The 26,986-nt window shown below is 65.7% G+C and carries 21 protein-coding genes; 6 read left to right on the forward strand and 15 right to left on the reverse strand.

The features are described 5' to 3' along the window. Positions 1-178: 178 nt before the first annotated feature. The 7 genes from AC1POX_RS16125 to lexA all read right to left on the reverse strand — a co-directional run bounded on the left by AC1POX_RS16125 (position 179) and on the right by lexA (position 11,745). Positions 179-2,149 carry an OPT family oligopeptide transporter gene (locus tag AC1POX_RS16125; RefSeq protein WP_011346708.1) on the reverse strand — a complete coding sequence of 657 codons (1,971 nt, stop codon included), beginning with the start codon at positions 2,147-2,149 and terminating at the stop codon, positions 179-181. Positions 2,150-2,580: 431 nt separating this feature from the next. Beyond that, positions 2,581-3,399: an HDOD domain-containing protein gene (locus AC1POX_RS16130; RefSeq protein ID WP_014089602.1), complete on the reverse strand. Its 819-nt coding sequence runs from the start codon at positions 3,397-3,399 to the stop codon at positions 2,581-2,583. Between the two features lie 209 nt (positions 3,400-3,608). Continuing rightward, complete coding sequence (locus AC1POX_RS16135) at positions 3,609-5,201, reverse strand: alpha/beta hydrolase family protein (RefSeq protein ID WP_041470025.1); 1,593 nt, start codon at positions 5,199-5,201, stop codon at positions 3,609-3,611. 432 nt (positions 5,202-5,633) lie between these two features. After that, on the reverse strand, positions 5,634-8,882 hold the full coding sequence (locus tag AC1POX_RS16140; protein WP_372356379.1) for an error-prone DNA polymerase: 3,249 nt from the start codon (positions 8,880-8,882) through the stop codon (positions 5,634-5,636). 174 nt (positions 8,883-9,056) lie between these two features. Then, positions 9,057-10,475 carry a Y-family DNA polymerase gene (locus AC1POX_RS16145; RefSeq protein ID WP_218489170.1) on the reverse strand — a complete coding sequence of 473 codons (1,419 nt, stop codon included), beginning with the start codon at positions 10,473-10,475 and terminating at the stop codon, positions 9,057-9,059. A gap of 9 nt (positions 10,476-10,484) precedes the next feature. Next, positions 10,485-11,138, reverse strand: coding sequence for a translesion DNA synthesis-associated protein ImuA (imuA, locus tag AC1POX_RS16150; protein ID WP_011346702.1), 654 nt, complete (start codon positions 11,136-11,138; stop codon positions 10,485-10,487). 1 nt (position 11,139) lies between these two features. Then, the gene (gene lexA, locus AC1POX_RS16155) at positions 11,140-11,745 is read right to left on the reverse strand and encodes a transcriptional repressor LexA (RefSeq protein WP_031421534.1); all 606 of its coding nucleotides are present in this window, start codon (positions 11,743-11,745) and stop codon (positions 11,140-11,142) included. 149 nt (positions 11,746-11,894) lie between these two features. Between lexA and AC1POX_RS16160 the strand changes: the two genes are divergently transcribed. Both AC1POX_RS16160 and AC1POX_RS16165 read left to right on the forward strand, forming a co-directional pair. After that, positions 11,895-12,116 carry an AbrB/MazE/SpoVT family DNA-binding domain-containing protein gene (locus tag AC1POX_RS16160; RefSeq protein ID WP_008574105.1) on the forward strand — a complete coding sequence of 74 codons (222 nt, stop codon included), beginning with the start codon at positions 11,895-11,897 and terminating at the stop codon, positions 12,114-12,116. An 8-nt stretch (positions 12,117-12,124) separates the two neighbouring features. Then, a complete protein-coding gene (locus AC1POX_RS16165; protein ID WP_011346700.1) occupies positions 12,125-12,550 on the forward strand; it encodes a type II toxin-antitoxin system death-on-curing family toxin in 426 nt (141 codons plus the stop codon). 108 nt (positions 12,551-12,658) lie between these two features. On the opposite strand, the gene AC1POX_RS16170 is transcribed toward AC1POX_RS16165, so the two are convergent. The 4 genes from AC1POX_RS16170 to AC1POX_RS16185 form a co-directional block, all read right to left on the reverse strand. After that, a complete protein-coding gene (locus AC1POX_RS16170) occupies positions 12,659-13,162 on the reverse strand; it encodes a DUF6496 domain-containing protein (RefSeq protein WP_372356380.1) in 504 nt (167 codons plus the stop codon). Positions 13,163-13,324: 162 nt separating this feature from the next. Beyond that, positions 13,325-13,669, reverse strand: coding sequence for a cupin domain-containing protein (locus AC1POX_RS16175; protein WP_008574109.1), 345 nt, complete (start codon positions 13,667-13,669; stop codon positions 13,325-13,327). Between the two features lie 62 nt (positions 13,670-13,731). After that, a complete protein-coding gene (locus tag AC1POX_RS16180) occupies positions 13,732-14,325 on the reverse strand; it encodes a GIY-YIG nuclease family protein (RefSeq protein WP_029818872.1) in 594 nt (197 codons plus the stop codon). Next, positions 14,322-15,641, reverse strand: coding sequence for a DUF763 domain-containing protein (locus AC1POX_RS16185; protein WP_029818871.1), 1,320 nt, complete (start codon positions 15,639-15,641; stop codon positions 14,322-14,324). The genes AC1POX_RS16180 and AC1POX_RS16185 overlap by 4 nt, the downstream gene beginning before the upstream one ends. A 295-nt stretch (positions 15,642-15,936) precedes the next feature. On the opposite strand from AC1POX_RS16185, the gene AC1POX_RS16190 reads away from it, so the two are divergent. Genes AC1POX_RS16190 through AC1POX_RS16200 form a run of 3 tightly spaced genes read left to right on the forward strand, consistent with a single transcriptional unit; the run spans position 15,937 to position 19,870 of the window. Continuing rightward, entirely contained in the window at positions 15,937-16,515 is a 579-nt protein-coding gene (locus tag AC1POX_RS16190) for a (2Fe-2S)-binding protein (RefSeq protein WP_005916366.1), read from the forward strand. Beyond that, positions 16,488-17,576: an FAD binding domain-containing protein gene (locus AC1POX_RS16195; protein ID WP_219196371.1), complete on the forward strand. Its 1,089-nt coding sequence runs from the start codon at positions 16,488-16,490 to the stop codon at positions 17,574-17,576. The genes AC1POX_RS16190 and AC1POX_RS16195 overlap by 28 nt, the downstream gene beginning before the upstream one ends. Beyond that, on the forward strand, positions 17,573-19,870 hold the full coding sequence (locus AC1POX_RS16200) for a xanthine dehydrogenase family protein molybdopterin-binding subunit (protein ID WP_372356381.1): 2,298 nt from the start codon (positions 17,573-17,575) through the stop codon (positions 19,868-19,870). The genes AC1POX_RS16195 and AC1POX_RS16200 overlap by 4 nt, the downstream gene beginning before the upstream one ends. 412 nt (positions 19,871-20,282) lie before the next feature. Here AC1POX_RS16200 and AC1POX_RS16205 read toward each other — a convergent pair whose 3' ends face one another. After that, complete coding sequence (locus AC1POX_RS16205) at positions 20,283-22,811, reverse strand: excinuclease ABC subunit UvrA (RefSeq protein ID WP_372356382.1); 2,529 nt, start codon at positions 22,809-22,811, stop codon at positions 20,283-20,285. A 234-nt stretch (positions 22,812-23,045) separates the two neighbouring features. Then, positions 23,046-23,684 carry an HD domain-containing protein gene (locus tag AC1POX_RS16210; RefSeq protein WP_011346691.1) on the reverse strand — a complete coding sequence of 213 codons (639 nt, stop codon included), beginning with the start codon at positions 23,682-23,684 and terminating at the stop codon, positions 23,046-23,048. Positions 23,685-23,832: 148 nt separating this feature from the next. Here AC1POX_RS16210 and AC1POX_RS16215 point away from each other — a divergent pair, with 148 nt between their 5' ends. Next, the gene (locus AC1POX_RS16215) at positions 23,833-24,579 is read left to right on the forward strand and encodes an EAL domain-containing protein (protein ID WP_127165529.1); all 747 of its coding nucleotides are present in this window, start codon (positions 23,833-23,835) and stop codon (positions 24,577-24,579) included. Positions 24,580-24,779: 200 nt separating this feature from the next. Here the strand turns inward: AC1POX_RS16215 and AC1POX_RS16220 are convergent, their stop codons facing one another. Both AC1POX_RS16220 and AC1POX_RS16225 read right to left on the reverse strand, forming a co-directional pair. Beyond that, positions 24,780-25,085 (reverse strand): UBP-type zinc finger domain-containing protein, encoded by a 306-nt coding sequence (locus AC1POX_RS16220; protein WP_338334895.1) that lies wholly within the window; start codon positions 25,083-25,085, stop codon positions 24,780-24,782. Beyond that, the gene (locus tag AC1POX_RS16225) at positions 25,082-26,791 is read right to left on the reverse strand and encodes an FAD-dependent oxidoreductase (protein WP_338334896.1); all 1,710 of its coding nucleotides are present in this window, start codon (positions 26,789-26,791) and stop codon (positions 25,082-25,084) included. Before AC1POX_RS16225 ends, AC1POX_RS16220 begins: the two co-directional genes overlap by 4 nt. Positions 26,792-26,986: the final 195 nt, after the last annotated feature.

Here is a 26,986-nt window from a genome sequence, read left to right on the forward strand (position 1 = left end):
AGGACCTGGCGCCATTGCAGCGCTGGCATGTCTTCGCCAGGTAAAGCCCGGGGGCCCAGACAGCTGTTTCCCGTTCCCTCACAGCTGTGCTGGATCAAGCTGCGCGCACAACCAGGCGCGGCTTGCAGATGGCGCATGCGGGGCGCATGCGGGGCGCATGCGCCATCTGGCATCACACTCAGGCGGCCTGTTCGCCGCGCTTGCCAACGCGATACAGCAGCCAGCCGACCAGGGCCAGAATCGCCAGGCCGACCCACTGGTTGAGCTGCAGCGCGGCCGGCAATGCCAGCACGTCGGCGCGGCTGGACAACACGATCGGCACCGCAATGGCGATGCCCATCAACGCCTCGCCGGTGATCAGGCCAGCGGCAAACAGCACGCCCGGGCGATGCACGCGGTCACGGCCGTCTTCGTCGTCGGCACGGATGTTGTGGAAGCGCTCCACCAGATGCGCGATCAGGCCGCCGAGGAAGATCGGCACCATCAGTTCCAGCGGCAGATAGATGCCGATGGCCGCGGCCAGCACCGGTACACGGAAGCGCTTGCCGTTGGCCTTCAACCATTCGTCCAGCGCGATGATGGCCGCGCCCACGCCGGCACCGATCGCGATCATGCTCCACGGCAGCTGGCCACCGAACAGGCCCTTGGCCACCGAGGCCATCAGCGTCGCCTGCGGCGCGCCCAGCGAGTTGGGATGCTGTGGCGTTGCTGGGCCGATGCCGTAGGCTTGAGCCAGCAGGTTCAGCACCGGCGCCATGATCAACGCGCACGAGAACGCGCCAATACCCAGCATCAGCTGCTGTTTCCACGGTGTGGCACCGACCAGATAACCGGCCTTGAGATCTTGCAGGTTGTCCCCGCCCACCGCCGCCGCGCAGCACACCACCGCACCGATCATGATCGCGGCCACTGCGCCCAGCGGTGCAGCGCCGATACCCACCGGCACCAGGCCGCTCTTGCCGAGCAGCAACACCAGCACCGCCGAGGCGAACAGGATGGTGGAGATGGTGATGCCCGACACCGGGTTGTTGGAAGAGCCGATCAAACCGGCCAGATAGCCCGAAACGGACACGAACAGGAAGCCGGCCACGATCATGATGATGGTCATCGGGATCGACACATGCCACTGCTGCACGATGGCCTGATACAGGCCCAGCAGCGGCAGCGTGCACAGCACCAGCGCCACCAGCATCCACTTCATCGGCAGATCGCGCTCGGTCTCTGCAACCACGCCGCCGCCACTCTTGCGCGCAGCGGCAAAGCCGCTCTTGACGCCGGAAAACAGCGATTTCCGCAGCGAGAACAAGGTCCACACGCCACCGATCAACATCGCGCCGACACCCAGGTAGCGAATCTTCGCGCCCCAGATGCCGAACGCTGCATCGGCAGCCGACGCATCGACCAGGCTCTGCGCCAGGGCCGGGTCCGAGCCCATGAAGAACTGCTGGTACAGCGGGATGGCGATGTGCCAGGACAGGATCGAGCCGGACAGCACCACGATGCCCACGTTCAACCCGACGATGTAGCCCACGCCCAGCAGCGCCGGCGACAGGTTGGTGCCGATATAGCCCACCAGCCGGCTGCTGCCCAGGTAGGTGGCCTGCGCCCAGGTGTCGGGAATCACGCGCAGGCCGCTGGCCGCAGCCAGCTTGACCAGCGCACCGATGGCGCCGGAGATGGCCAGGATCTTCAGGCCCGGGCCGGGATTTTCGCCGGCCTTGAGCACTTCGGCCGCCGCCTTGCCTTCGGGGAACGGCAGCGGGTCTTCAACGATCATCGAGCGACGCAACGGCACCGAGAACAACACGCCAAGCAGGCCGCCCATGCCGGCGATGCCGAGCACCCACCAGTACTTGAAGTCCGGCCAGTAGCCCATGATCACCAGCGCGGGGATGGTGAAGATCACCCCGGCCGCGATCGACGAGCCGGCCGACGCACCGGTCTGGACGATGTTGTTCTCCAGAATGGTGCCACCGCCCAGCAGGCGCAGCACACCCATCGACACGACGGCCGCCGGGATGGCGGTGGCGATGGTCAGGCCGGCGAACAGGCCGAGGTAGGCATTGGCGGCCGAAAGCACGACCGCCAGCACGATGGCCAGCGCGACGGCACGGAAGGTGAGCTGGCGCGGCTGCGCGTCGTGGCTCATTGGGCATTCCCCTGTAGGCAAAAAATCCGCACCACGCTAGCGCCTGCGTCCACGCGAGTCCAGCTGCGGCGCGGCGTGACAGTGTGCGTGCGATGGCGGGTGGACGTCGCAGGGGCAACCCGACGCACGCGCTGCCGGCTGGGTTGCAATCTGTCCGATCGCAGCGGTATCCGGCGCGTTGGCTGTTGAGGACGCGGGCACGTTTCGAACCACGCTCACCCCCAGCGTCGATACAGGTGCGCCGCGCCGTGCAACTGGCGTCAGCTGCTGCCGGGTGGATGTTATTGCGCTAACGCGCCTGCCGGGATCTGCGCCCGGCGCGGCGATCACTGCACGGCAACAGCCCGACACCGCGCGTGCGACGCCAGGCGCAGAAGAGTGCGCGTGCGCCGCTACGCCGGGAATGACGCAGCAGCGCATCCTGCCGAGGGTTAGTGCAGCAACTCGGCAAAGGCGCGATCAGCCTCGATGACCTCCGGCAGCGCGGCGAACAACGCGTCCAGATCCACGCCGTCCATCAGCGGGCTGCGTATCGCTTCCAATGCCGCCGCGGTGGCGCCGCCATGCGCATGCAGCGCATCGCAGACCAGTACCGCCTGGGCCACCAGCAATGGCATGCGTGCCCCGTCCGGGGCCGCGGCGGGCCGGACCTGGTACGCGATGGCTTGCTGGATCACCACGGGCAGCTGCCAGCGCCGTGCCAGCTCGGCCCCGACTTCCGGGTAGCCGAAGCCCAGTTGCAGGGTTTCTTCGGCCGCATGACCGGCAGAGGAGGTTTCGTGATTGATGCGGCTGGCGTATTCCGGCGCACCGGACTGGATCAAGAGCTCGCCGATGTTGTGCATCATCCCGCAGGTGAAGGCCGTCTCCGGGTCCAACCCCTGCTGGCGCGCCAGCAGGCGGCAGATGCCGGCCACTTCGAAACTGTGCCGCCAGAAGGCCTTGAGGTCGAAGCCCGGGCCAGCCCGGAACGCGCCCGTCATCGCCGACGCCAGCACCAGGGTGCGCAGGGTATTGAAGCCCAGCCGCATGGCCGCGTCTTCCACGCTGGTGGAATCGCGCAGGCCATGGAAGCGCGCCGAATTGGCCAGCCGCAACACTTTGGCGGCAATCACCGGATCGCGCTCGATACTATGCGCCAGCGTATCGATATCGGTCTGCGGATCGTCGAATTGACGGATCAGGTCTTGCGCCACCTTGGGCACGGTGGGCAAGGTGTGCAACTGGTCGAACAACGCCTCCAACTTCATGATCGCCTCGTGGGTGAAAGACAAGCCAGCGCGGCTGCGCGGACCTGCATGGTGTAGCACGGACCGGTTCACTGCCAATGACCGACGGCAGGATGATTCACTCAGGCTTCTGGCTGGGTCTGTACAGCGCACTGCCTCACCGCGTGGCCCAACTGACAGGAGAGGCAAGCGAACTGGACAGTTCGACGAGGCGACCGTCTCGGTGACCCTCAGTCGGCCTTGGCGCCACCCAGCGATTTGGATAAAAACGCCAACAGCTGGGTGTAGAACGCGCGTCGATGGGGCTCGGTGTAGAAGCCGTGGCCTTCTGTGTCGAAGTACAGCGTTTCCACTGGGGTGCCGGCCTGGCGCAACGCTGCTTCCATTCGCTTGCTGTGCTGGATGGGCGCGCGCTCGTCTTCGCCCCCTGCAGCCAGAAACACCGGCACCTTGATCTGCCTGGCCAGACTGACCGGCGAACGCGCGGCCAGGGTGGCCGGATCGCCCAACCATTGCTTGAGATAGTTCTCGCCGGAACCGCGCTTCTGGATATCGCCGCTGGTGAACATCATCGGCAAGTCGTAGACGCCCACATACCCGGCCGCGCACGCATACAGGCCCGATTCCTTGGCCGCACCCATCAGGGCTGCGTACGCACCGTAACTGGCGCCAAAGATGCAGATCTTGCGTGCGTCCGCATACCCCTGGTCAATCGCCCAACGCGTTGCATCGGTCACATCGTCCTGCATGGTGCCGCCCCACTGACGCGCGCCGGCGTGCTGGAAGTGGCGCCCATAATTGCCAGAGCCGCGGAAATTGATCTGCAGCACCGCATAACCCGCTTGCGCCAGCAGTTGCGCATCGTCGTCGAACTGCCAGCTGTCGAAGATCTCGAAGGGACCGCCATGGGGCATCACCACCATTGGCAGATGTTTGTCGCCCCCGCTGCGCGGCAGCGTGAGATACCCATGCAGTGGCACCCCGTCACGTGCCTGCAGTGCAATCGGCTGCACGGTGGCCGTGCGCTCGGGGTCGAACCAGTCGCGCCGACTGATCACATGCTGGGCTTTGTTCTGTTGCGTATCGAACACGTAGAAATCGCCAGGGTTGCTGCCCGAATAGGCTTCAAGCATCACGTAGCGACCGTCTTTGGTGCTGGAGGTCACGCGCACCGCATTGCCGGCAAAGGCCGCCTCCAGGCTGTGATACATCCGCGCCTGTGCCCCATGCTCGTCGAAAAAGCGGGTGCGGGGGCGGTCGGCCATGAAAATGGCGCCGACCGGGATGGTGGTGCCGTTGCGGTAGATGATCTCCAGGGGGTCGGCCACCGCGTCGCGCAATACCTGCTCACGGCGATTGGCCTGGATGTCCCAGCCGACGATCGCATCGGGGCCGTCGGCACTTTGCACGCGCAAGTACGCAATGCGCTCGTCTTGCGAAAAACCCAGCGGTGTTTCGACATGGCCACTGACCTGCTCGTCATTGATCAGCGCCCATTCGTCGCCCGCGCCCTTGCGGTAATACAGCTTGCTGACGTTGTCCGAGCCCGCCCCCTGCGCGAAGCGCACCTGCCCATGATGGTCGGTGGTGAAGCTGGCGCGCTGAATCGGCGCACGCGCAAGCGGGAGGCGGCGGCCGGTGGTGACGTCGAGCTTTTCTGCGCGCGTATAAGGATCCTGCCCCGACATCGGCCAGATCGCCACGATCACGCTGCGGTCGTCGTCGGGCAAGGGGTCGGTCAGGAATGCGGCCACCGCTTCGGTCTTCTTGACCTTGATGTTGGTGCCAAGGCCGGTGCCGCGTGCGCGGTAACCCACCAGCAACTCGGCTCCGGTGCCATCGGCATTGATGGCATACAGCTCGCCGGTCGGCAGCGGCTTGTCGAGCAAGCCGTACTTCTGTGCAATGGAGATCAACACGCGGGTGTCGCTGACCCAGGCGAAATCGCTCACGTAGGTGTTTTTTTCCAGCACGAAGGTGGCGCCGATGCTGTTGTCCGAACGCCGCATGATCGCAAGGGCGGTCTTGTCTTCCATCGGCACGGTCGCGGCGAAATACGCGCCGCTGGGCGATAGCTTGATGTCGGCGAACTTGTCCTTCTTGATATAGGCGCCGACATCCACCTGGGCCGTGGCAGTGCCGGCCGCCATCAGCAGCACCAAGGCCGCAGGAATGATCCATTTCCGCATGTACGACTCCGTGTTGTAGGCAAACCGATGGCGAAATCTAGCAGCAATCCATGCACCTAAAAAGCGTCAATGGAAATCGCGCGAGGGCAGCTGCATGTCGCCGAGCAGGTTGCTGAGGTCGTACAGGTCGCAGGCGATGAGATGCTCTACGCCGTCCACGCGTTCCCAGCGACCGCGCACGGCGAGCAGGCGCGATTCCAGTAGCGCACGGCGGCGACGCAGCGCAAGGTGCGACCAGACGATGACGTTGATCATGCCCTGCTCGTCTTCCAGGGTGACGAAGATGGTGCCCTTGGCGGTGGCCGGGCGCTGGCGCTGGGTAACCAGGCCGGCCACATGCACGCCGCTGCCATGGCGGCGGCCCTGCAATTCGCGCAGGCCCAGGATGCGCCGCTGGCGCATCTGCGGGCGCAGCAGCGCCATCGGGTGCTGGCGCAGACTCAGGCCGACCGAGCGGTAATCGGCAAGGATTTCTTCGCCGGCGCGCGGCGCCTCGAACGCCACCGGGCGCTCCTCCGGGCTGCCCGGCAACAGGGGGCGGCGCGCCTCCACGCCGGCCATTGCCCAGCGCGCGGCGTTGCGGTTGCCCACCATGCCGTGCAAAGCGCCGGCTTCTGCCAATGCCAGGCGTGCTTTTTCGTCGAGTGCGGCGCGCAGGCACAGATCGCCGATATCGGCGAACGCCCGCTGCGTGCGTGCGGCAACGATGCGCTGCGCCACCACTTGCGACAGTCCGGCGACCTGCCGCATGCCCAGCCGGATCGCCGGTTGTTCGCCGGGATCGGCAGCGCTGCGCCACGGCCGGCCGCCGACCAGGGTGTTGTCCCAGTCGCTGTGCAATACATCCACCGGCAGCACCTCCACACGCTCGCGCTCGGGGCTGCCGCGGCGCGCATCCTGCACGATCTGGCTGGCCGAATAGAAACCCATCGGCTGCGCGTTGAGCAGCCCGCAGGCGAAGGCGGCCGGCTCGTGGCGTTTGAGCCAGCAGCTGGCGTAGACGAGCTTGGCGAACGAGGCGGCATGGCTCTGCGGAAAACCGTAGGAACCGAAACCCTTGATCTGTTCGAAAATCTGGTCGATGAAGCTGGAGGCGTAGCCTTTGCCTTCCATCAATGCGCGAATGCGCATGCGATGCGATTCCATGTCGCCACCGCGGCGCCAGGCCGCCATCGAACGGCGTAGCTTGTCGGCCTCGTCAGGGTCGTAGCCGGCGTGGATCACCAACTCCATGACCTGCTCCTGGAACAGCGGAATCCCCAATGTCGGCCCGAGAATTTGCTCTACGCCTTCGGAGGGATAGTTGATCAGGCTCTTGTCCTTGCGACGTTGCAGGTACGGATGCACCATGTCGCCCTGGATCGGGCCAGGGCGCACGATCGCCACTTCGATGACCAGGTCGTAGAACTCTGCCGGTTTGAGCCTTGGCAGCATGGCCATCTGCGCACGCGACTCGATCTGGAACACGCCGACCGTATCGGCGCGCTGGATCATCTTGTAGGTCGCCGCATCCTCATCCGGCAAGGTCGCCAACGTGTAGTCGCGATGACGGTGGCCACGCACCAGGTCCAGCGTCTTGCGAATGCAGGTCAGCATGCCCAGGGCCAGGCAATCGACCTTGAGCAGCTTCATGGTTTCCAGATCGTCCTTGTCCCACTGGATGATGGTGCGGTCGGCCATCGCGGCATTTTCCACCGGTACCAGCAACGACAACGGCTCGTCGGAGATGACGAATCCGCCCACGTGCTGCGACAGATGCCGTGGGTGATCGCGCAGGTGGTCTGTCACGAGCAGGATCTTGTTGATCAGCGGGTTGGCCAGATCGAAGCCGGCTTCTTCGATGCGCTGTTCCATCGGTGTTTCGCCATTGCCCCAGCCATAGCAATTGGCCAGCAAGGCAATCTGGTCCGGTGGCAGACCGAAGGCCTTGGCCACGTCGCGCACCGCGCTCTTGCCGCGATAGCAGATCACCGTCGCCGCCAGCGCTGCGCGTTCGCGCCCGTATTTGGCGTAGACGTATTGCAACACCTCCTCGCGGCGTTCGTGCTCGAAATCCACGTCGATGTCCGGCGGCTCGTTACGCGCCTTGGACAAGAAGCGCGAGATCAACAATCGCGTCTTGCTCGGATCAACCGAGGTGATGCCCAGTGCATAGCAGACTGCCGAATTTGCTGAAGATCCACGCCCCTGGCACAGGATGTCTTTGGAACGCGCAAACCGCACCACATCCTGTACCGTGAGAAAGAAAGCCTCGTATTCCAGTTCGGCGATCAACGCCAATTCGTTCTCGATGTCGTCGCGTATTTTCTTCGGCACCCCATCCGGCCAGCGCTCCCGCATCCCGGCTTCAGTGAGCTGACGCAGATAACTGGCAGGCGTATGCCCCTGCGGCACCAATTCTCTGGGATAGGTGTATTGGAGCTTGGAAATGTCGAAGGTGCAGCGTTGCGCCAGCTCCACGGTGGCCTGCAACAACCCATCCGGGTAGATATTGCCCAACGCGCGCCGGGTGCGCAGATGGCGCTCGCCATTGCGGAACAGGTGTGCGCCGCATTCGGCCAGCGGCAGCGTGTGACGGATGGCGGTCAAGGTGTCTTGCACGATGCGCTCGCGACGCTGCGCCATATGTACATCGCCGCTGGCCAACGCGGTCATGCCCAACTGCTGCGCCAGCGCTTGCAGGACCTGCAGGCGTGCGACATCGTCCTGTTCGCGATGCAATTCCACTGCCAGAAACGCCCGCTCGCCGAAGACCTGTTGCAACCAGGCACCCTGCTCTGCCTGCGGCTGCGCACCGGGCAGCCACAGTGCAAACACGCCCGGCGCCACATCGCGAAACTGCGCTTGCACCTCGGCCCGCCCCACGCGATAAGCGCCCTTGCTGGCCGCGCGCCGCGCGGTGGTGATCAGCGCGCACAATTGCGGATAACCGTGCGCATTTTCCACCAGCAGCACGAAGCGGGTGCCATCGACCAGGGCGAATTCGCTGCCGACAATCAACCGCACCCCGGTGGCGCGCGACGCTTCCAGGCCACGCACGATGCCGGCCAGCGAGCATTCGTCGGTGATGGCCAAGGCGCTGTAGCCGCAGTGTTGTGCGCGCACGAACAGCTGTTCGGCGCTGGAGGCGCCACGCAGGAACGAGAAGTCCGACAGGCAGTGCAGCTCGGCATAGGCGGGCAAGCCATCGGCAACGTGCGCATGGCTGATGTCGTCGTTGGCCGCGCGCAACCGTGCGGCCACATTCCAGGCGCGCGGCATGCGCCCGCCGGGCGTGTCGCGGTCTACGCCATCGATGGCGTCATCCCAGCTCATGGACGGCTGCCTTCAACAGCGCGCTGCGCCAGACGGTTTTTGCAATGCGTAGCAGATCGCGCCGTTGCAGATGCTGCTGCTCTTGCCTGCAGCCCTGGCATCGGCCACGCGCGCCCCAGCCGCAACCACCAGACAGCCGGTACCTGCTCCGATACCGCGCGAACATACGCGCGCTCACGCGAACCATCCATGCAGCATCCAGCCGTCCACCCGACCGGGCGCGGCGAAGGCCCAACCACGCCGGCCGCGCGCAGTCTCCACCACGTAGTAATCGCGACGGGCTTCATCGTCGTCCCACCAACCGCTTTCCAGCCGTTCCGGGCCGGACACGATGCGCAGGTGCGGGTCGTGCAGCGGCACCGGCTGCGGCAGCAACCAGGTGGGGCGCGGCGGACGCGGCGGCGCAGCAGCTTCGCGCACCGCATCGCCGATGGCGCGACGCCACGCGCGCTCCGGGCGCGGGTCGTCGGCCGGCAACACGCGATAGACCGCGTCATCGCCAAGCCGTGCACGCAGGCGCTCGCGCAGTTGCGGCCACTCCACCGATTGCTGCGCGCGCTGATCGAACAGGTCGCGCATGGCCGGTACGAACGGTGGCAGCTGCCGTGCCAGCAAGCGCATCGCCACCACCGGCCGCGGAATCTCCACCCGCTCCAGCCGATTGCGGGCCAGCTCGAACAGCAAGGTGGGTGCGCGTTCCGGCGTGAGCAGACCGATCTCCACATCGGTCGCGCCTTCTTCATGCTCCAGGCGCAATAAAAACCGCTGCACGCCGCCATCGCGAATGGACAGATACGTGCACAGGTCGCCGATCAGCCGGCGCAACGGAAACAGCAGCGCTAGATGCGTTTCCACCTCATAGCCCAGCTCCACGCGGTGGTCGAAGTGGTCTGGCGGCGCGTAGCACTCCAGTGGGTCGTCGACCTGCCCGTAGAGGCGATCCAGATGATCGAGCAGGCCCGCACCAAACCGCCGGCGCAACCCGTCACGCGGCAGGCCGCGCACCGCCGCGAGCGTGCGCACGCCCATGTGCTGCAGGCGCTCGCCGGCATCGTCAGGCAATGCAGCGCGGCGTACAGGCACCTTGTCGAGCGTGCTGTGCAGGGCCGGCAATTGCGTCACCACCATGCCGTCGCGCAGCCCAGCCAGCACGCGTGCGGCGCGCGGCGTGGGCGCCAGCGCAAGCCGGTGCTGGAAGCCCAAGGCCTGCAGCTCATCGCGCAGGCGACGCTCGAAGCGCGGCCAGGGGCCGAACAGGCGAAAGCTGGCACCGGCTTCCAGCACGATGGCGCGCGACCACTGCTGGCTGACCAGCGAACTATGCCGATACGCCCAGGCCGCAAGAAACCGCTGCGTGCGCGCTTCGTTTTGCGCGTCGTAATCGATGGTGCGTACCTGCGTCATCAAGGCATGCGCCGCCGATAGCCGCATGCCGGCCTTCAACCCAGCTGCGCCAGCGGCAGCATTGACCGAATGCAGGCTGCGCAGCTGCGCCGGGCCTTCCACCAGCGCCAGTGGCGCCTGCGGTTCTTCCAGACGCCGAAGGACGGCGTCCAGCGCCAGCTGCGGCAGCAATATGCAGGCCCACAACATGCGCGCGCCTCAATGCGCCAGCCGCAACGGCTGCGACGGCACCTGCCCGCCCCGGCATTTGCGCACCTGCCAGGCATCGCGCTCGGGCAGGAATTCCAGCCGCAAGGCCGCCGGCGATGCATTCACCGCATGACGGCGGTCGCGCAGTGCGAACGCGCAGCAATTGCCGCTATCGGCCGCCACCTGCAACCGGCGCAGCGCACGCGCATCGCCGGTCTGCGGCCAGCCCAGTACCGCAGCGCATGCGCCGCTGCGCAGGCATTGTTCGAACGCCCATAACGCTTCGCGCGGCTCGGCCTGCACCACTTCCAGATGCTCCAGCACCACCCCGCCCGCCTGCCAGGCCGGCGCGTAGGGAATGAACGGCGGTGCCACCAATACCACCCGGCTGCTGCTGGCGGTCATGCGTGCCAGCGTGGGCAGCAACAAGGCGATCTCGCCGATGCCATGCGCAGGCAACAACAATTCGGTCAAGGCACGCCGCGGCCAGCCGCCATCGGGAAGCAATGCATCCAATGCCACATGCCCGGTGGATTCACCGCCATTGGCGGTGGCCGTGCCCTGGCCTGCACGCCAGACCGTGCGCGCGGCCAGCAGGGCGTCCAACGGCAGTGCCACGGCCGCATTGCCGTCCTGTCTGATGCGCGCCGGCTCCTGGCTCATGTCAGCCCTGCCGGATCAGGCCGCAGTACAGCCCTTCGATCGCGAAGTCGGCATCGGCCGCCACCACGATCGGCGCATGCGCGCGATTGCGCGGCAGCAGGCGGATCCGTTCGGCGCCGCGCTCCAGGCGCTTGATGGTGATTTCGCCATCCACCCGCGCCACCACGATTTGCCCGTCGCGCGCCTCGTTGCTGCGATGCACGCCCACCAGGTCGCCATCCAGAATGCCGTCATCGATCATCGAATCGCCCTGCACCTGCAGCAGGTAATCCGGGCGCAGCGAAAACAGCGCGCGGTCCAGCCAGAGCTGACGCTCCAGGCCGATATCCGCGCCGATCGGCAGACCTGCTGCCACTCGCCCCAGCACCGGCAAGGCCAGCAATGCATCGCGACCGGCGCCTCCCGGTACACGGATGCCACGTTTCTGATTGGGCAGCAGCTCGATCAATCCGGCGTCGGCCAGCGCCTGCACGTGCTTTTGTGCAGCATTGCGCGAGGCAAACCCGAAGGCCTGCGCGATCTCGGCCAGACTGGGCGAGACGCCCGCCAGGGCCTGCTCCTGCAGGAACGCCAGCACGGCGGCACGTTGGGGGGGAAGCGATGGCATCGGGGCGAGGCAGCAGGACGGGACAAGGTGTACATTTGTACACCCATCGATCGCAGCAGGCGAGACTGGCGTGCTGAGCCGGTTCAGCACGCCACTTGCGACTGGCTGACGACAGGGTTATAACTTTCGTAATAACGCGAGATGCCGCCATGAAACTCAAGATCACCGCCATCGGCAATTCCGCCGGCATCATCCTGCCCAAGGAACTGCTGGCCCGCCTGCGGCTTGGAAAGGGCGACGAACTCTATGCACTGGAAACGCCCGACGGCATCAGGCTGACCGCATTCGACCCGACGTTGGCCGCGCAGATGGATGTGGCCGAGCAGGTGATGCGCGAGGATCGCCAAGTGCTGAACAAGCTGGCCAAGTGAACACGCGCATGCTGGTCTGGATCACGCACGCACTTGCATTGGCGATCCACGAACGTCAATTGAGCGAGCACGGCGGCGCAAGCGGAGTGCGCGACGAGGCACTCTTGGCCTCGGCACTGGCACGCCCGCAGCAACTGTTTTCCTACGGCGATCCTCCACCCGATCTTGTAGAGCTGACGGCCAGCCTGGCCTACGGGTTCGCGCGCAATCATCCGTTCGTAGATGGCAACAAACGGACTGCCCATGTGTGCTATCGGGTTTTTTTGCTACTCAACGGCGCCGAACTCATCGCTTCGCAGGAAGAGAAATACGTCGCCATGATGGGCCTGGCCGATGGCGCGTGGAGCGAAGCGACGTTTGCGCAATGGCTGCGACCTCGCGTGCGTTTGCGCGCGGACACGCATGTACACGAACCGCAGGGCCACTACGGCTGAAAACAGGACTGTGGCACGCGACGCGCTTGTCTGGCATTTGCACGCGCAGTCTTGGATCCACACGCCGCAATCAGTCAGCACTGACGTCACTGCACGGCATAGACGCTCTTACTCGGCACGCTTGCGCGTTGCCGCGGCTTTCTTTGCGGCGGCCTTGCGTACTGCCGGGCCCTTGATCTTGGCCGCCTTCTTTGCTGCCGTCGAACGGTCGCTGGCAGTGCGCTTTTTTGCGGCACCCGTGGTCTGTTTGGACAATGCCTTTTTGCCTACCGTCTTCTTGGCGGTAGTGCCCTTGCTGGCGGTCTTGAGGGCTTTCTTGGCACCGGCCGAGCGCGTAGGCGACACCGGCTTTTTGGAGGTTGCCGCTGCCTTGTCCTGCGCGGCTTTTTTCTTGGTGGCCCTGGACGCGGAACTGCGCGGGGCAACGTCCACGCCATCGCGGCGCGCCTTGGACAAGCCGATCGCAATGGCCTGCTTGGTACTTTTCACACCATGCGCGCCGTCGCGCACCTGGTCGATTTCTTCTTTGACATATTCGCCGGCCTGGGTGCTGGCCGATTTTCCTTCGCGCTTGTCCTTGGCAGCAGCGCGGCGTGTCTTGGCCTGTGGCATGGCACTTCCCCTGTTGTGGATGGCAACTCGATGTAACAAGCGCCGCGTCAATGCGCAGTGGGCGCGGTGCTCACCTGGCGTTGAAGCCTGCCTGCCGCTTTTTCCAGGTCATGCACCCGCGCCGTGACCGATCCACTCAACGACATGCGAAACCGCCAGCGATCACGCCCCCTCACCGGCTGGCAAGGGTTCGCCTTGGGCATCGTAGGCAGGCGGGTGATAGAAATTGACCGTCTTCAACGGTGTGCTCCCGGTATTGCGGATCTCATGGGTTTCACCGCGCTCGATGGCGATCAGGCTACCGGCCTGCAGTGCATGCGTCTGCCCCTCGATCACCGCCTCGCCGGTGCCGTCCACCACGTATAGCCATTGATCGGCACCACGGTGGCGATTGTCTGGCCCGCCCTCGCCCTGGCCCGGTGCAATCGCCATTTCGGCAGCTTGCACCTGGCGCACCGAAAACAGCACCTTGAACGCGTCGGTCAATGTCAGTTGTGCAATCTGCATAAGGCACTCCTCCGGGTTGAGGCGATGCTGAGGCGACGCACGTCAACGTGCTGGCAACATGCTCAGCCGTTGCGGCAATACCAGGCCCAAATATGTTCGGGCACATGTGCCTGCACGGGAAGATCCAATGCGCGGTAACCATCGAGTACATCGCGCAGCGCACGTTGTGCTGGCGTGGGGCCGACCAGGCCATCCAGTTCGTCCGCACTCAACTGCACCGCGGCCCAGTCGTAGAGGCGATCGATACGCTGGGCCATCGCCGCCTGCAGCCAGTCGCGCAACACGAACACGCGATACCCGCCCTGCTGCAGTTGCGCGACTGCACCTTGCAATGCCTCGCCCACGCCCCGAAACCATTCGGTATGCCCACCGGCCACTGCGCGGATCGCCATCGGTGCCGGTGCGTTGTGCGCAAGCAGCGGGCGCCGCAGTTGCAGTTCGAGATCGCGCGCATCGCGCTCGCGCTCGGTTTCCACCAGCAGCCCGTGCTCCAGATCGAAAAAATCGAACCAGCGCGGATGCAGGCTACCGATGCGCCCCAGCGGATCGCGCGAGAAACCGATCTTGCAATGGTCTTCCCACTGGCATGGGAACACATAGGTGAAGCAACGTCCGTCGATGGCCACTGGCGTGCTGCCAGGCGCGCGCACGCTCATCGGCGACCTGCATGCGCTTGGGTCGGCTGCACCGCGCGCGCATCCTCCGGCGCCGGTTCCCACCCGAACACGCTACGCCCGCCATAGCGATGCGAATCGCGACGTTCCTGCGCGATGTAGTCGTCCACCGTCGGCCCTTGCGCGCTGGCTTCGAGTCGACGCGCCTGCGCGTCAAGCCGCGCAATCGCCTGCAAGCGTTCGTCGTTGCCCAGTCTGGCCTGCTGCATCGCTTGCTTGAGTACGCCGATGGTGTGATCGAGCACGCGTGTGGGCACCGGGAACGGTTGCCGGTCCTTGCCGCCATGCGCAAGCGAAAAGCGTGCCGGGTCGCTGAAACGGCATGGCGTGCCGTGCATCACTTCGGCCACCATCGCCAGCGAGCGCAAGGTGCGCGCACCCACGCCGGGCACTTGCAGCAGCGCGGTGAAATCGCGCGGCCCCGCTTCGGCAGCGGCGGCCAAGCTGGCGTGCAGCCGTCGTGTGATCACGTTTTCGCTGCGCACGTCATGATGGTCGGGCATGCACAGATGCGGTTGTTGTGCCGGGTCCCAGGCGTGCACGGCGAACAGATCGCCGGTGAGCGGACCTTGCGCCGCAGGCGCCTCCACACCCGCAATCCGTTGCCACTGCTGTGCCAGCCGGTCCGGCGCGGTGCTGCGCAGCAGTTCCACCTGCGCATCGCGCGAGGCAGCGGCGCGGTGGTCGGCGAGATTGACGATGTTGCCTTGATGCGCGCCATCGATGGCAGCATGCGGCGCATCCACAAAACTGCTCAGGCCTTCGGAGAGCCAGTGATACCGGCGTGCCTGCTTGCGCTGCCCATGCATGCCTTGCTGCACCACCACCCAGCGGCCATCGTCGCTGACGATGAAGCCGTGCAGATACAGATCGAAACCGTCCTGCACGGCAGCGCTGTCCACCTTGGCGACCAGGCGGCTGGCCTGTGCCAATGCGGCGCCGTCCAACCCGACCGCATCGCCCACGGCCAGCAACTCCGAAGGCGTGGCACGCGAATGCCGGCCGCGCCCGCCACAGACATGAATGCCCAGTTCGCCGGACAGTGGCGTCAACCCACGCTTGAGCGCGCCGATCACGCTGGTGGTAATGCCGGACGAATGCCAGTCCATGCCCATGACCGCACCGAACGACTGAAACCAGAACGGGTGCGCAAGCCGCCGCAACAATTCATCGCGCCCATAGCTGTGCACGATCGCCTCGCACATCACTGCGCCAAGCCGCGTCATCCGCTCACCCAACCAACGCGGAACGCGGCCTCCATGCAAGGGAAGATCCGCACTACCACCACGCCGGCTCACTGCTGCCACCTCGTCTTCATGCCGCCAGGATAATGGCGGCACGTCGCAACAGCTGGGACACCAGCGCGCTGACGCGTGCGCAAAGCTGACGAATTCAGCGCATGGCATGGCACTCCACACAGTGCATGCACGCGCGCGCGCCATGCAGGCACGAGCGTGCAGCGATCACGATGCCGCTCCTGAATGCGCGTACGCCGCGTCGCATCGGTGCCAATCGTAGCCGTGGTCACTTTGCGTTGACCACAGCGCCGTCAAGGTGGTGGTCCTTCTCCTCAGCCATCGCCACGGGGTTCGCATGACTGCCACACCCGCCACTGCCCATGACACGGCGCCGGCCACTGCCACCACCAGTGCGCCGACCTACCCGGTCAACCTGCGCATCAACGCTCAGCCGTATCACTTGCAGCTCGAAGCCTGGGTGAGCCTGCTCGACCTGCTGCGCGACCGCCTCGACCTCACCGGCACCAAGAAAGGTTGCGACCATGGCCAATGCGGCGCTTGCACGGTGCTGGTCGATGGCCGCCGCATCAACAGCTGCCTGACCCTGGCCGTCATGCAGGACGGCGCCGACATCACCACCGTCGAAGGGCTGGCCGATGGCGACACACTGCATCCGCTGCAACGCGCTTTCATCGCCAACGACGCATTTCAGTGCGGTTACTGCACTCCGGGGCAGCTGTGCTCGGCCGTGGGCTTGATCAACGAAGGCAAGGCGCACGACCGCGACCAGGTACGTGAACTGATGAGCGGCAATATCTGCCGTTGCGGTGCCTATCCGCAGATCACCGATGCCGTGATGGAGGTGATGGGCAAGCCCAGCGACAGCAGCGACAGCGCGGCCACTCCGTGGACGCCCGGGACGGTGCCGGCATGATTCCGCTCACCTACACCCGCCCGGACACCGTCGATGCGGCGCTTGGCGCCATTGCAGTGCGCAGCGGCGACACGCAGCCGGTGCCCTCCGAGGCACCGGTACGCTTCATCGCCGGCGGCACCAATCTGACCGATTTGATGAAACTGCAGCTGATGCGCCCCAGCAGTTTGATCGACATCAATCGGCTGCCGCTGGACAGCATCAGCACCCAACCCGACGGCGGCCTGCGCCTGGGTGCGTTGGCGCGCAATGCCGACACCGCGTATCACCCGGAGGTGGAAACGCGTTACCCCTTGCTGAGCGCGGCGATTCTGACCGGCGCTTCGCCGCAGATTCGCAACATGGCCAGCAATGGCGGCAACCTGCTGCAGCGCACGCGCTGCATGTATTTCTACGACCATGCCACCCCGTGCAACAAACGCGACCCGGGCACCGGCTGCTCGGCCATTGGCGGGCTGACCAAATACAACGCCATTCTCGGCACCAGCGCGCATTGCATCGCCACGCATCCATCGGATATGTGCGTGGCATTGGCCGCGCTGGATGCCGTGGTGCATGTGCAGGGCGCCAAGGGCGAGCGCGACATTCCGTTCGCGCAGTTCCACCGTCTGCCTGGCGATCACCCGGAACTGGATAGCACCTTGGCGCCGGACGAATTGATCGTGCATATCGATCTGCCCGATGCGCAGCGCTTCGTTGCGCATAGTGCCTACCTCAAGATCCGCGAGCGCCTCTCCTATGCGTTCGCGCTGGTGTCGGTGGCAGCGGCCCTGGATCTGGCCGACGACGGCAGCATTCGCGAAGTGCGTGTGGCACTGGGCGGCGTGGCCCACAAACCCTGGCGCAATGCCGATGCAGAGGCAACGCTGGTCGGCCAGCCGGCCACTGCCGACACCTTCGGCCGCCTGGCCGATGCGCTGCTGCAGGGTGCACAACCGCAGGGCGAGAACGCCTTCAAGCTGCCGCTGGCACGCCGCGCCATCGTGCGCGCATTGAGCGTTGCGCGCGAGGGCACCATCGACAACCGCGGGCGCACCAGCGCGCTGGAGGAATCGCCATGAACGCACGCATCCCCGACCTGTCCGACAGCGCGCTGACCCCGCCGGTTGCCGACAGCGGCACCGGCTATCGCCCCACCGGCACCGGCGTCACGCGCATCGACGGACGCGCAAAAGTCACCGGCCAGGCGCGTTATGCCGCCGAATGGCCGGTGCCGGACTTGGCCTATGGCGTGGTGGTCAACAGCAGCATTGCCAAGGGTGAGATCGTTGCCTTCCATCTGGATGCAGCACGCGCAGTCCCCGGCGTGCTGGAGATCGTCACCCATGAAAACCGCCCGCACATGCGCGGCATGGACCTGTTCTACAAGGACATGACGGCGCCGGCCGGCTCGCCGTTCCGTCCGTTGTACGACAACAAGATCTTGTACAGCGGCCAGCCCATCGCGCTGGTGGTTGCCGAGACCTTCGAAGCAGCGCGCCATGCCGCGCATTTGGTGGAAGTGGAGCTGTTGCAGGACCCGCACGACACCAACCTGATGACCAACCTGGACCGTGCACACGCGCCCAAGCCGCTGAAGGCCGGATTTTCGCCGCCGCCCAAGGACAAGGGCGATCCGCAGAGCGCATTCGACAATGCCGCGTGCCAGGTACAGGCCGACTACTACAGCGGCGTCGAGCACCACAACCCGATGGAATTGTTCGCTTCCACCGTCATCCGCGACGCCGACGGCCATTTCACCATTTACGACAAAACCCAGGGTTCGCAGAACAGCCGCTGGTACGTGTCGCACGTGTTCGGGCTGAGCAAGCGCAAGGTGACCGTGCGCAACCCGTACGTGGGAGGCGCGTTCGGCTCCGGGCTGCGCCCGCAGTATCAGTTGCCGCTGGCGGTGATGGCGTCGATCCTGCTGGATCGCTCGGTGCGCGTGGTGCTGACGCGACAACAGATGTTCACCTTCGGCCACCGCCCGGAAACGCTGCAGCGGCTCAAGCTCGGCGCAGATCGCGACGGCACCTTGCGCTCGGTCTGGCATGAAGCCATCGCCGAAACCTCGCGCATCGAAGACTACGTCGAGGTGGTGGTCAACTGGAGCGGTCAGTTGTACGCCTGCGACAACGTGCACCTGGGCTACAAGCTGGTGAGTCTGGACCAATACAGCCCCATCGACATGCGTGCGCCCGGCGCCGCGCATGGTGTGCATGCGCTGGAAGTGGCGATGGACGAGTTGGCCTATGAGGTCGGCATCGATCCGTTGGCACTGCGCCTGAAGAACTACGCCGAGGTCAATCCGGCCGACGACAAGCCCTACTCCACCAAGGCGCTGCGCCAGTGTTACGAGCAAGGGGCTGAGCGCTTCAGTTGGGCGCAACGCCCCCTGCAGCCGCGCGCGCGCAAGGAAGGCAGCGAGTGGGTGGGCTGGGGCATGGCCACCGGGCAGTGGGATGCGATGCAGATGTTCGCGCGCGCACATGCGGCGCTGCATGCCGACGGCCGTTTGGTGGTCAGCAGCGCAGCCAGCGATATCGGCACCGGCACCTATACGGTGATGGCGATGATCGCTGCCGAAGCGCTGGGCCTGCCCCTGGAGCAGGTGACGTTTCAACTTGGCGACTCCACCTTGCCCGTTGCGCCGATCGAAGGTGGCTCCTCGCACGTCACCACGGTGGGCTCGGCAGTGGATGGCGTGTGCGCAAAGCTGCGCGGGCGTCTATTGCGTCTGGCCCAGGCCCTGCCGGACTCGCGCTTTGCCAAGGCCAAACCTGACGATGTGGTCTTTGCCGACGGCAAGCTGGCATTGCGGGCCGATGCCGGCAGCGCCATCGCCCTGACCGACCTGCTGCGCACTGCAGGGCTGGAGCAGATCGAAGATAAGTTCCTCCTGCTGCCGAACGTGCTCAAGCAACGCAAATACACCCGTGCCACGCACGGCGCGGTGTTTGTGGAGGTCCGGGTGGACGAAGAACTGGGCACGGTGCGGGTCACCCGCGTGGTCAGCGCCGTTGCCGCCGGGCGCATCCTCAATCCGATCACCGCACGCAGCCAGATCGTGGGTGGCGTGGTCTGGGGCATCGGCCAGGCGCTGCACGAGCACACCCAATCGGACCATCGCTTCGGCCGCTTCATGAATCACGATTTGGCGCTGTATCACGTCTCCGCCAACGCCGACATTCACGACATCGACGTGATCTTCGCCGACGAAGACGACCGCGTCGTCAGCAGCCTGGGTGCGAAGGGCGTGGGCGAGATCGGCCTGGTCGGCGTGTCTGCGGCGATCTGCAACGCCATCTTCCACGCCACCGGCAAGCGCATCCGCAGCACGCCGATGACGCCGGACAAGGTGATGGCGGACTGACCTGCAGTGCACGTTGCGCTTGCAGGCAATGCTTGGCGCTTTGGGTATTGAAGTGATCCCAACAGTCGGGCCCAATGCAGCGATGCATTGGGCCCGCTGCCATGTCGGTCAGACGCATGGCCGTACGGTAGCGCGGCAAATGCGACGCATGCCACTTGCAACCCTGTCATGCGCAGCGTCTTCTGCCTTATGTGTCGATACCGCTCGTACGCACCTGCACAAGCGGTCGTGATCGACAGGCAGGCATGCGGGTGATCAGCCTGGGCAGGCAGCGGCAAGTTGACCGCGATGCCAGATACATCCCGCAACGCATCACAGCTTTCCGGCATCATCCGTTAGCGTCGTCCGTAGGCTCACGGGGGATCGCAGGCACGGCACTTCGTACGATGCGGCGCGGGCTGACCTGTTGGTTCTACTGTCCGCGCAACACCTGCGCCAGAAACGGTGCGGTGCGGCTGCCACGATGGCGCGCCACGACATCCGGCGCTCCGGCCACCACGACCTTGCCGCCCGCACCGCCCGCGCCCGGCCCCATATCCAGCACCCAGTCGCTGCTGGCGGCCACGCGCATATCGTGTTCGACCACGATCACGGTATTGCCTGCATCGACCAGCCCTTGCAACTGGGCCATCAAGGTATCCACGTCGGACGGATGCAGGCCGGTGGTGGGCTCGTCCAGCACGTAGACGGTGTCGCGCCTTTGGGCGCGTTGCAGTTCGGTCGCCAGCTTGATGCGCTGCTCTTCGCCACCGGACAGTTCGGTGGCCGGCTGGCCAAGACGCAGATAGCCCAGCCCCACTTCGCGCAACACCTGCAACGGGCGCAACACGCTGGCATCGTCGGCAAAGAAGATGGCTGCCTGATCCACCGTCATTTCCAGCACCTGCGCGATGTTGCGACCGCGTAGCGCGATCTCCAACGTCTTGGCGTTATAGCGCGCGCCGTGGCAGGTGGGACACGGTGCGTAGACGCTGGGCATGAACAGCAATTCCACATACACCGAGCCTTCGCCCTCGCAGGTGGCACAGCGGCCCTTGGCGACGTTGAAGGAGAACTGCCCCGGGTCGTAGCGGCGCCGGCGCGCGGCGGGCGTGGCCGCAAACAGCTTGCGCACCGGGTCGAACAGGCCGGTGTAGGTAGCCAGATTGGAGCGCGGGGTACGGCCGATTGGTTTTTGATCCACGCGCACCAGGCGGCGCACCTGATCCAGCCCGGCAACAATCGCACCCTCCGACGGCACCTGCGTGCCGCGCTCCAGTGGATCCAGTGCTTCTTCGTCCTCTGCCTGCGCCTGCCCCAGATGGGCGGCCAGCAGTTCCACCAGCGCCTGACTCACCAACGACGATTTGCCCGAGCCGGACACACCGGTCACGGTAGTGAACACACCTAACGGCAGGTCCACATCCAGCGCGCGGACGTTGTTGCGGGTGATGCCGCGCAGCTGCAACCAACCGCGTGCCGCGCGCGCCTGGCGATGCACCTGCGGCGGCGTGCCGAACAGATAGCGCCGTGTGGAAGAGGCCTGCACCTGCTCCAATCCCGCGGGCGGCCCGCTGTAGAGCACTTGCCCGCCCTGTACGCCGGCTGCCGGGCCGACATCCACGATCCAGTCTGCATGGCGGATCACGTCCACTTCGTGTTCGACCACGAAGACCGAATTTCCGGCCGACTTGAGTTGATCCAACGCACCCAGCAGCGCCTGCGCATCGGCGGGATGCAAGCCTGCCGATGGTTCGTCCATCACGTACACCACGCCGAACAACTGCGAGCGGATCTGCGTGGCCAGCCGCAGCCGTTGCAACTCGCCCGGCGACAAGGTGGGCGTGCTGCGCTCTAGGCTGAGGTAGCCCAGACCCAGCGCCTGTACGACGGCGATACGCGCGCGCAGATCCGCGGCGATGCGTTGCGCGGCGATCGCTTGTTCCGGATGTTGGCGCGCATCTTTACGCGTACCTTTGGATGGGGCGGCTTCGGCGGCGGGGCGCAGCAGCTCGGCCACCTCGTCCAGCGGGCGCCGCGACAGCTCCCCGATATCCAGCCCGGCAAAGGTGACCGACAAGGCCTCGCGGCGCAGGCGTTTGCCATCGCACTGCGGGCATTGCGTGCTGAGCAAATACTGCGCCACGCGCTTTTTCATCTGCGCGCTCTGGGTGGTGGCAAAGGTGTGCAGCACATAACGCCGCGCACTGGTGAAGGTGCCCATGTAGCTGGGCTCTTCCTTGCGCTTGAGCGCGCGTTTGACCTCGGCCAGGTCGTAACCGGCGTATACCGGCACCACCGGCTGTTCGTCGGTGAACAAAATCCAGTCGCGGGTCTTCTTCGGCAGCGTTTGCCATGGCACATCCACATCGATGCCCAGCGTGGTGAGGATGTCGCGCTGGTTCTGCCCATGCCATGCGCCCGGCCAGGCGGCGACCGCACGCTCGCGAATGCTCAGGCTGCGGTCCAGCACCATGGTCGCTTCGGTGGCGTCATAGATGCGCCCCAGGCCGTGACAGGTCGGGCATGCCCCCGCAGGCGTGTTCGGCGAAAAACCGTCGGCGTAGATGATCTCCTGCCCCGGCGGGTACTGGCCGGCACGCGAATACAGCATGCGCAACGAGTTGGAGATGGTGGTGACACTGCCCACCGACGAGCGTGCACTGGGCGCGCCGCGCGCCTGCTGCAAGGCCACTGCCGGTGGCAGGCCATCGATGGAATCCACCTCCGGCACGCCTACCTGGTCGATCAGCCGCCGCGCATACGGCGAGATCGAATCCAGATAGCGCCGCTGCGCCTCGGCAAAGATGGTGCCGAACGCCAACGACGACTTGCCCGAGCCGGAAACGCCGGTGAACACCACCAGTGCATCGCGGGGAATATCCACATCCACGTTCTTGAGATTGTGCTCGCGCGCGCCGCGCACGCGCACCAGGCCAGTGGAAGACGTCGCGTTTGACATGACTACCGAAACCAGAGATCGACAAGACGCCAGCCTAGCGTGCGCGCCATGCAGCCGGTGTCAGCGATGGTGATCGAGCGCAGGCAACACCCAAGGTGCCAGGCGCTGCAGGGCGCATGCGGTGGCTGACGAGGCACGGGACGCATTCATCAGATGGAGGGCGGACAGGGCCCAGCAACACATCTGCGCGTCGTACCTGCCGCTGCCGGACGTACCGCCGTCTCCCAGCGGCGCTCAGCCCAGCGCATGTGCCGGCGTCACCTGCTCACCGGTGTCGGCCAGGGTATGCATGCGCGTCACCACGCCACTGAACAACCGCGCGGTAGCGGCATTGCGTGTACGGAAGACCTCTTCCAGCGCGGCGTAATACCACAGCGTGCCTTCGCGCCCGGCAGTGAACACATCGAAGATGCCCTGACCGACGGCAGGATTTTCCAGGTCCTGCACGATGCTGCGCGCGTTATAGAGTTTGTCGCAGCCGGACACCAGCAGCGCGCGCTCGGGCGTCTTGCGCAGGTGCGCAAGATAGGCCTGCTTGCGCTCGCGCCAATCGCGTTTGCGTGCGCGCTCGCTGTTGTCCACCTCGGCCTTGTCTTCGGCAGTGGCATCGGTGCAAGCCATCACGATATCGGCCACCGCATCGCCGAACTGCGCACGGATCGAGGCCTCGTGCCCGCCACCGCAATCTTCCACCACATCGTGCAGCAGGCCGGCGATGGCTTGTTCCTCATCGCCGCCGCATTCCAGCACCAGCGTCGAGACGCCCAGCAAATGACTCAGGTAGGGCACCTGCGTGCCCTTGCGCACCTGCCCGGCGTGAGCGATGCGCGCGTAGTCCACGGCCAGGGCGTAGCGTTCGGTGAGAGCGGTCATGGGGCATCCGATGCGAGCGATGCGCCTAGTATCGCCGAGCCCGACTGCCGACAGGTGAGGACGCTGCCATGAGCGATTCAGGCTCAATCCCACGCGATTGCAGCCGATAGGTCTAGGCTGCACCTACGCCGTTCGATGACCTGACGCCATGACCACGCTTCCTGTCTGCAATGCCTGCCGCGACGGCCAGGACTTCCCCACCGCGATCACCATGGCCTTCCAGCCCATCGTGGACGTGTCCACCCGCAGCATCTACGCAGGCGAGGCGCTGGTGCGCGGCATCAACGGCGAGTCGGCCGGCAGCATCCTGGCCGCAGTGGATGAGCGCAATCGCTACGCATTCGACCAGGCCTGCCGCATCAAGGCCATCGAATGCGCTGCGCAGATTGGCTTGCCGGCGCTGCTGTCGATCAACTTCATGCCCAACGCGGTCTATAACCCCGAGCATTGCCTGCGCGCCACGCTGTCGGCCACCGCGCAATATGGTTGGCCGCTCAACGCCATCATCTTCGAGGTCAGCGAACAGGAACATCTCGCCGACCCGGCGCATCTGCTCGGCATCCTGCGCACCTATCAGGCGCGCGGCATGAAAACGGCCATCGACGACTTCGGCGCCGGCTACGCCGGGCTCGGCCTGCTGGCCGAGTTCCAGCCGGATCTGCTCAAGCTGGACATCGCCCTGGTCCGCGGGATCGACACCGACCGCAGCCGCCAGGCCATCGTGCGCCACGTGACGCGCATGTGCGAAGAACTCGGCATCGCCGTCATTGCCGAAGGCATCGAACAACCCGATCAATACCGCGCCCTGCGCGACCTGGGCATCCACCTGCAGCAAGGGTATCTGTTCGCCAGACCGCAGATCGGCGAACTACCGAAGGTGCATTGGCCAGAGTGAGTACGCGCGCGTGCGTGCTTACCGATGAAGTGGCCTTGAGCCCTTTCTGGAAAGAGCATCAGCGAACAATCACCACGCACTGCGGCTTCACGGGAAAAAAAGCGCAGTGAATGCGCTCTTACGATTCCCCAATCCCGATTCCCGATTCCCAGCGCCGCCTCGCAAGCCAGCAGCGACCGCCGAACACCACGCGGCGCCGCTCACACATACCGCGGAATCGGCCCCAGCTGCGGCGTCTGATCCGGCAGCTCCACTTCCACTTCGTCCACATAGCACCAGCCCCAGCCTTCAGGCGGGTCGTAGCCTTCGATGATGGGGTGGCCGGTGGCGTGGTGATGCGCGGTGGCGTGGCGGTGGGGCGAATCGTCGCAACACCCGACATGGCCGCAGCTGCGGCACAGGCGCGGATGCACCCAGACGCTGTCGATGGCCAGGCACTCCTCGCAGCCGCGCGCACTGGGCGTGACTGCATGGATTTGATCGGTATGGCGGCAGTGCTGGCTCATGCGCTGGTCGACTCCTGGGTGGCGCTGGCAAGTTCGGAGACCGGCACCGGGTTGGCCTGATGGGCGAGGTACCGATGGATCTGCGCGACCACGGCGGCGCCCTCGCCCACCGCGGCCGCCACGCGCTTGACCGAACCCGCACGCACGTCACCAATGGCGAACACGCCAGGGCGATTGGTTTCCAGCGGCAGGCACGCCGGTACGCCGTCGCCACGCGCGGTGCCGGTCATGACAAAGCCGCGCTTGTCGGTGTCCACGCAGTCCTGCAGCCAACCGGTGTTGGGATCTGCCCCGACGAACAGGAACAGGTGCCGCAACGCCACGCGCGCGGTTGCACCGTCCTTGCGGGTGCGCAACACCGCGGCCTGCAGGCCGCGCTCGGGGTCGCCTTCCAGCGCGGCCACTTCGGTGCCGGTGTGCAGCTGCACGTTCGGCAACGCGGCGATGCGCTCGATGAGGTATTGCGACATCGAGCTCTCCAGCCCATCGCCCCGAACGATCAGGTGCAGTTCCTTGACCCGCGGCGCCAGGAACGCCACCGCCTGCCCTGCAGAATTGCCGCCGCCCACCAGCGCCACCACGCCGCCTTCGCACAGGCGCGCCTCCACCGGCGAGGCCCAGTACGAGACACCGTGGCCTTCGAAGCGATCCAGGCCCTCGATCTCCGGGCGCCGGTAGCGCGCGCCCGAGGCGATTACCACCGTGCTGGCCAGCAACTGCTTGCCATCGGCAAGATCCAGCTTCAGCGCGCCATCGTCGCGGCCGCATTCCAGCGTGGCCGCTTCGATCGGAATCGCCAGTTCCGCGCCGAATTTCAGCGCCTGGTTGTAGGCGCGCCCGGCCAGCGCCTGCCCGGAAATGCCGGTGGGAAAGCCAAGATAATTTTCGATACGCGCCGAGGCACCGGCCTGCCCGCCGATGGCGCGCTGGTCCAGCACCAGCACCGACAAGCCTTCGGATGCGGCATACACCGCCGTCGCCAGGCCGGCAGGGCCGGCGCCGACAATCGCCACGTCGTAGCGTTTGTCCGGGTCGATGTCCGGCGTCATGCCCAGGCAATGCGCAGCTTCGGCATCGCTGGGCTGGCGCAGCACGCGCCCGCTCGGGCACACCATCACCGGTAGGTCGTGCTCCTGGATACCCAGGCGCTCCACCAACGCGCGGCCTTCGTCGTCGGAGACGTCCATCACCGTGTTGGGGTAGCCGTTGCGGGTCAAAAAGCCCTGCAAACGGGTCAGATGCGGATCGTCAGGCTCGCCGATCAGCACCGAACCCGACGCATCGCCCTCGATCAGCCCAACGCGGCGCAGGATCAAGGCACGCATCACCACTTCGCCCACTTCGGCCGAACTGATCATCAGCGCGCGCAGATGCGCAGTATCGAATGGCAGCGCCAGGCAGCCTTCCGGCCCGGCACGTCCAGCCGCCAGCGACGCGCGCCCGGCCAGCTGACTCACCTCGCCGGTGAACTGGCCGGGCGTGTGCCGGGTGATCGGCTTTTCGTTTCCCAGTCCGTCGCGGCGCACCACTTCGATGGCGCCCTCCAGCACCACCCACACCGGCGCATGGGCATCGCCGACCTCGAACACGGGGTCGCCCGCGTCGAACCGTTGCGCCGGCCCGCTGGCAAAGCGCCGGGTGATCGACAATTGGCCCGCGTCCAGCTCGGGAAACATCTGATGGTGGCGGGTCTGGTCCAAAGACATGGAGGGGCGACGCGGCTAGGGGATCACATGCAAGCATGGGCAGTGGTGATGGCAATGGCAATCACCCGAAATGGTCACTGAAGGCCACGACAGCGCGCAGACGCCAGGCACGCGTAGGCGAGCGAGCGCTGCTGCCGGTCAGGCGCACGCAGCTGCTGTAAAGATCGCATGCGCCCAGCATGCGGGACATCCAGC

This window comes from Xanthomonas sp. NCPPB 3442 (assembly GCF_056725145.1).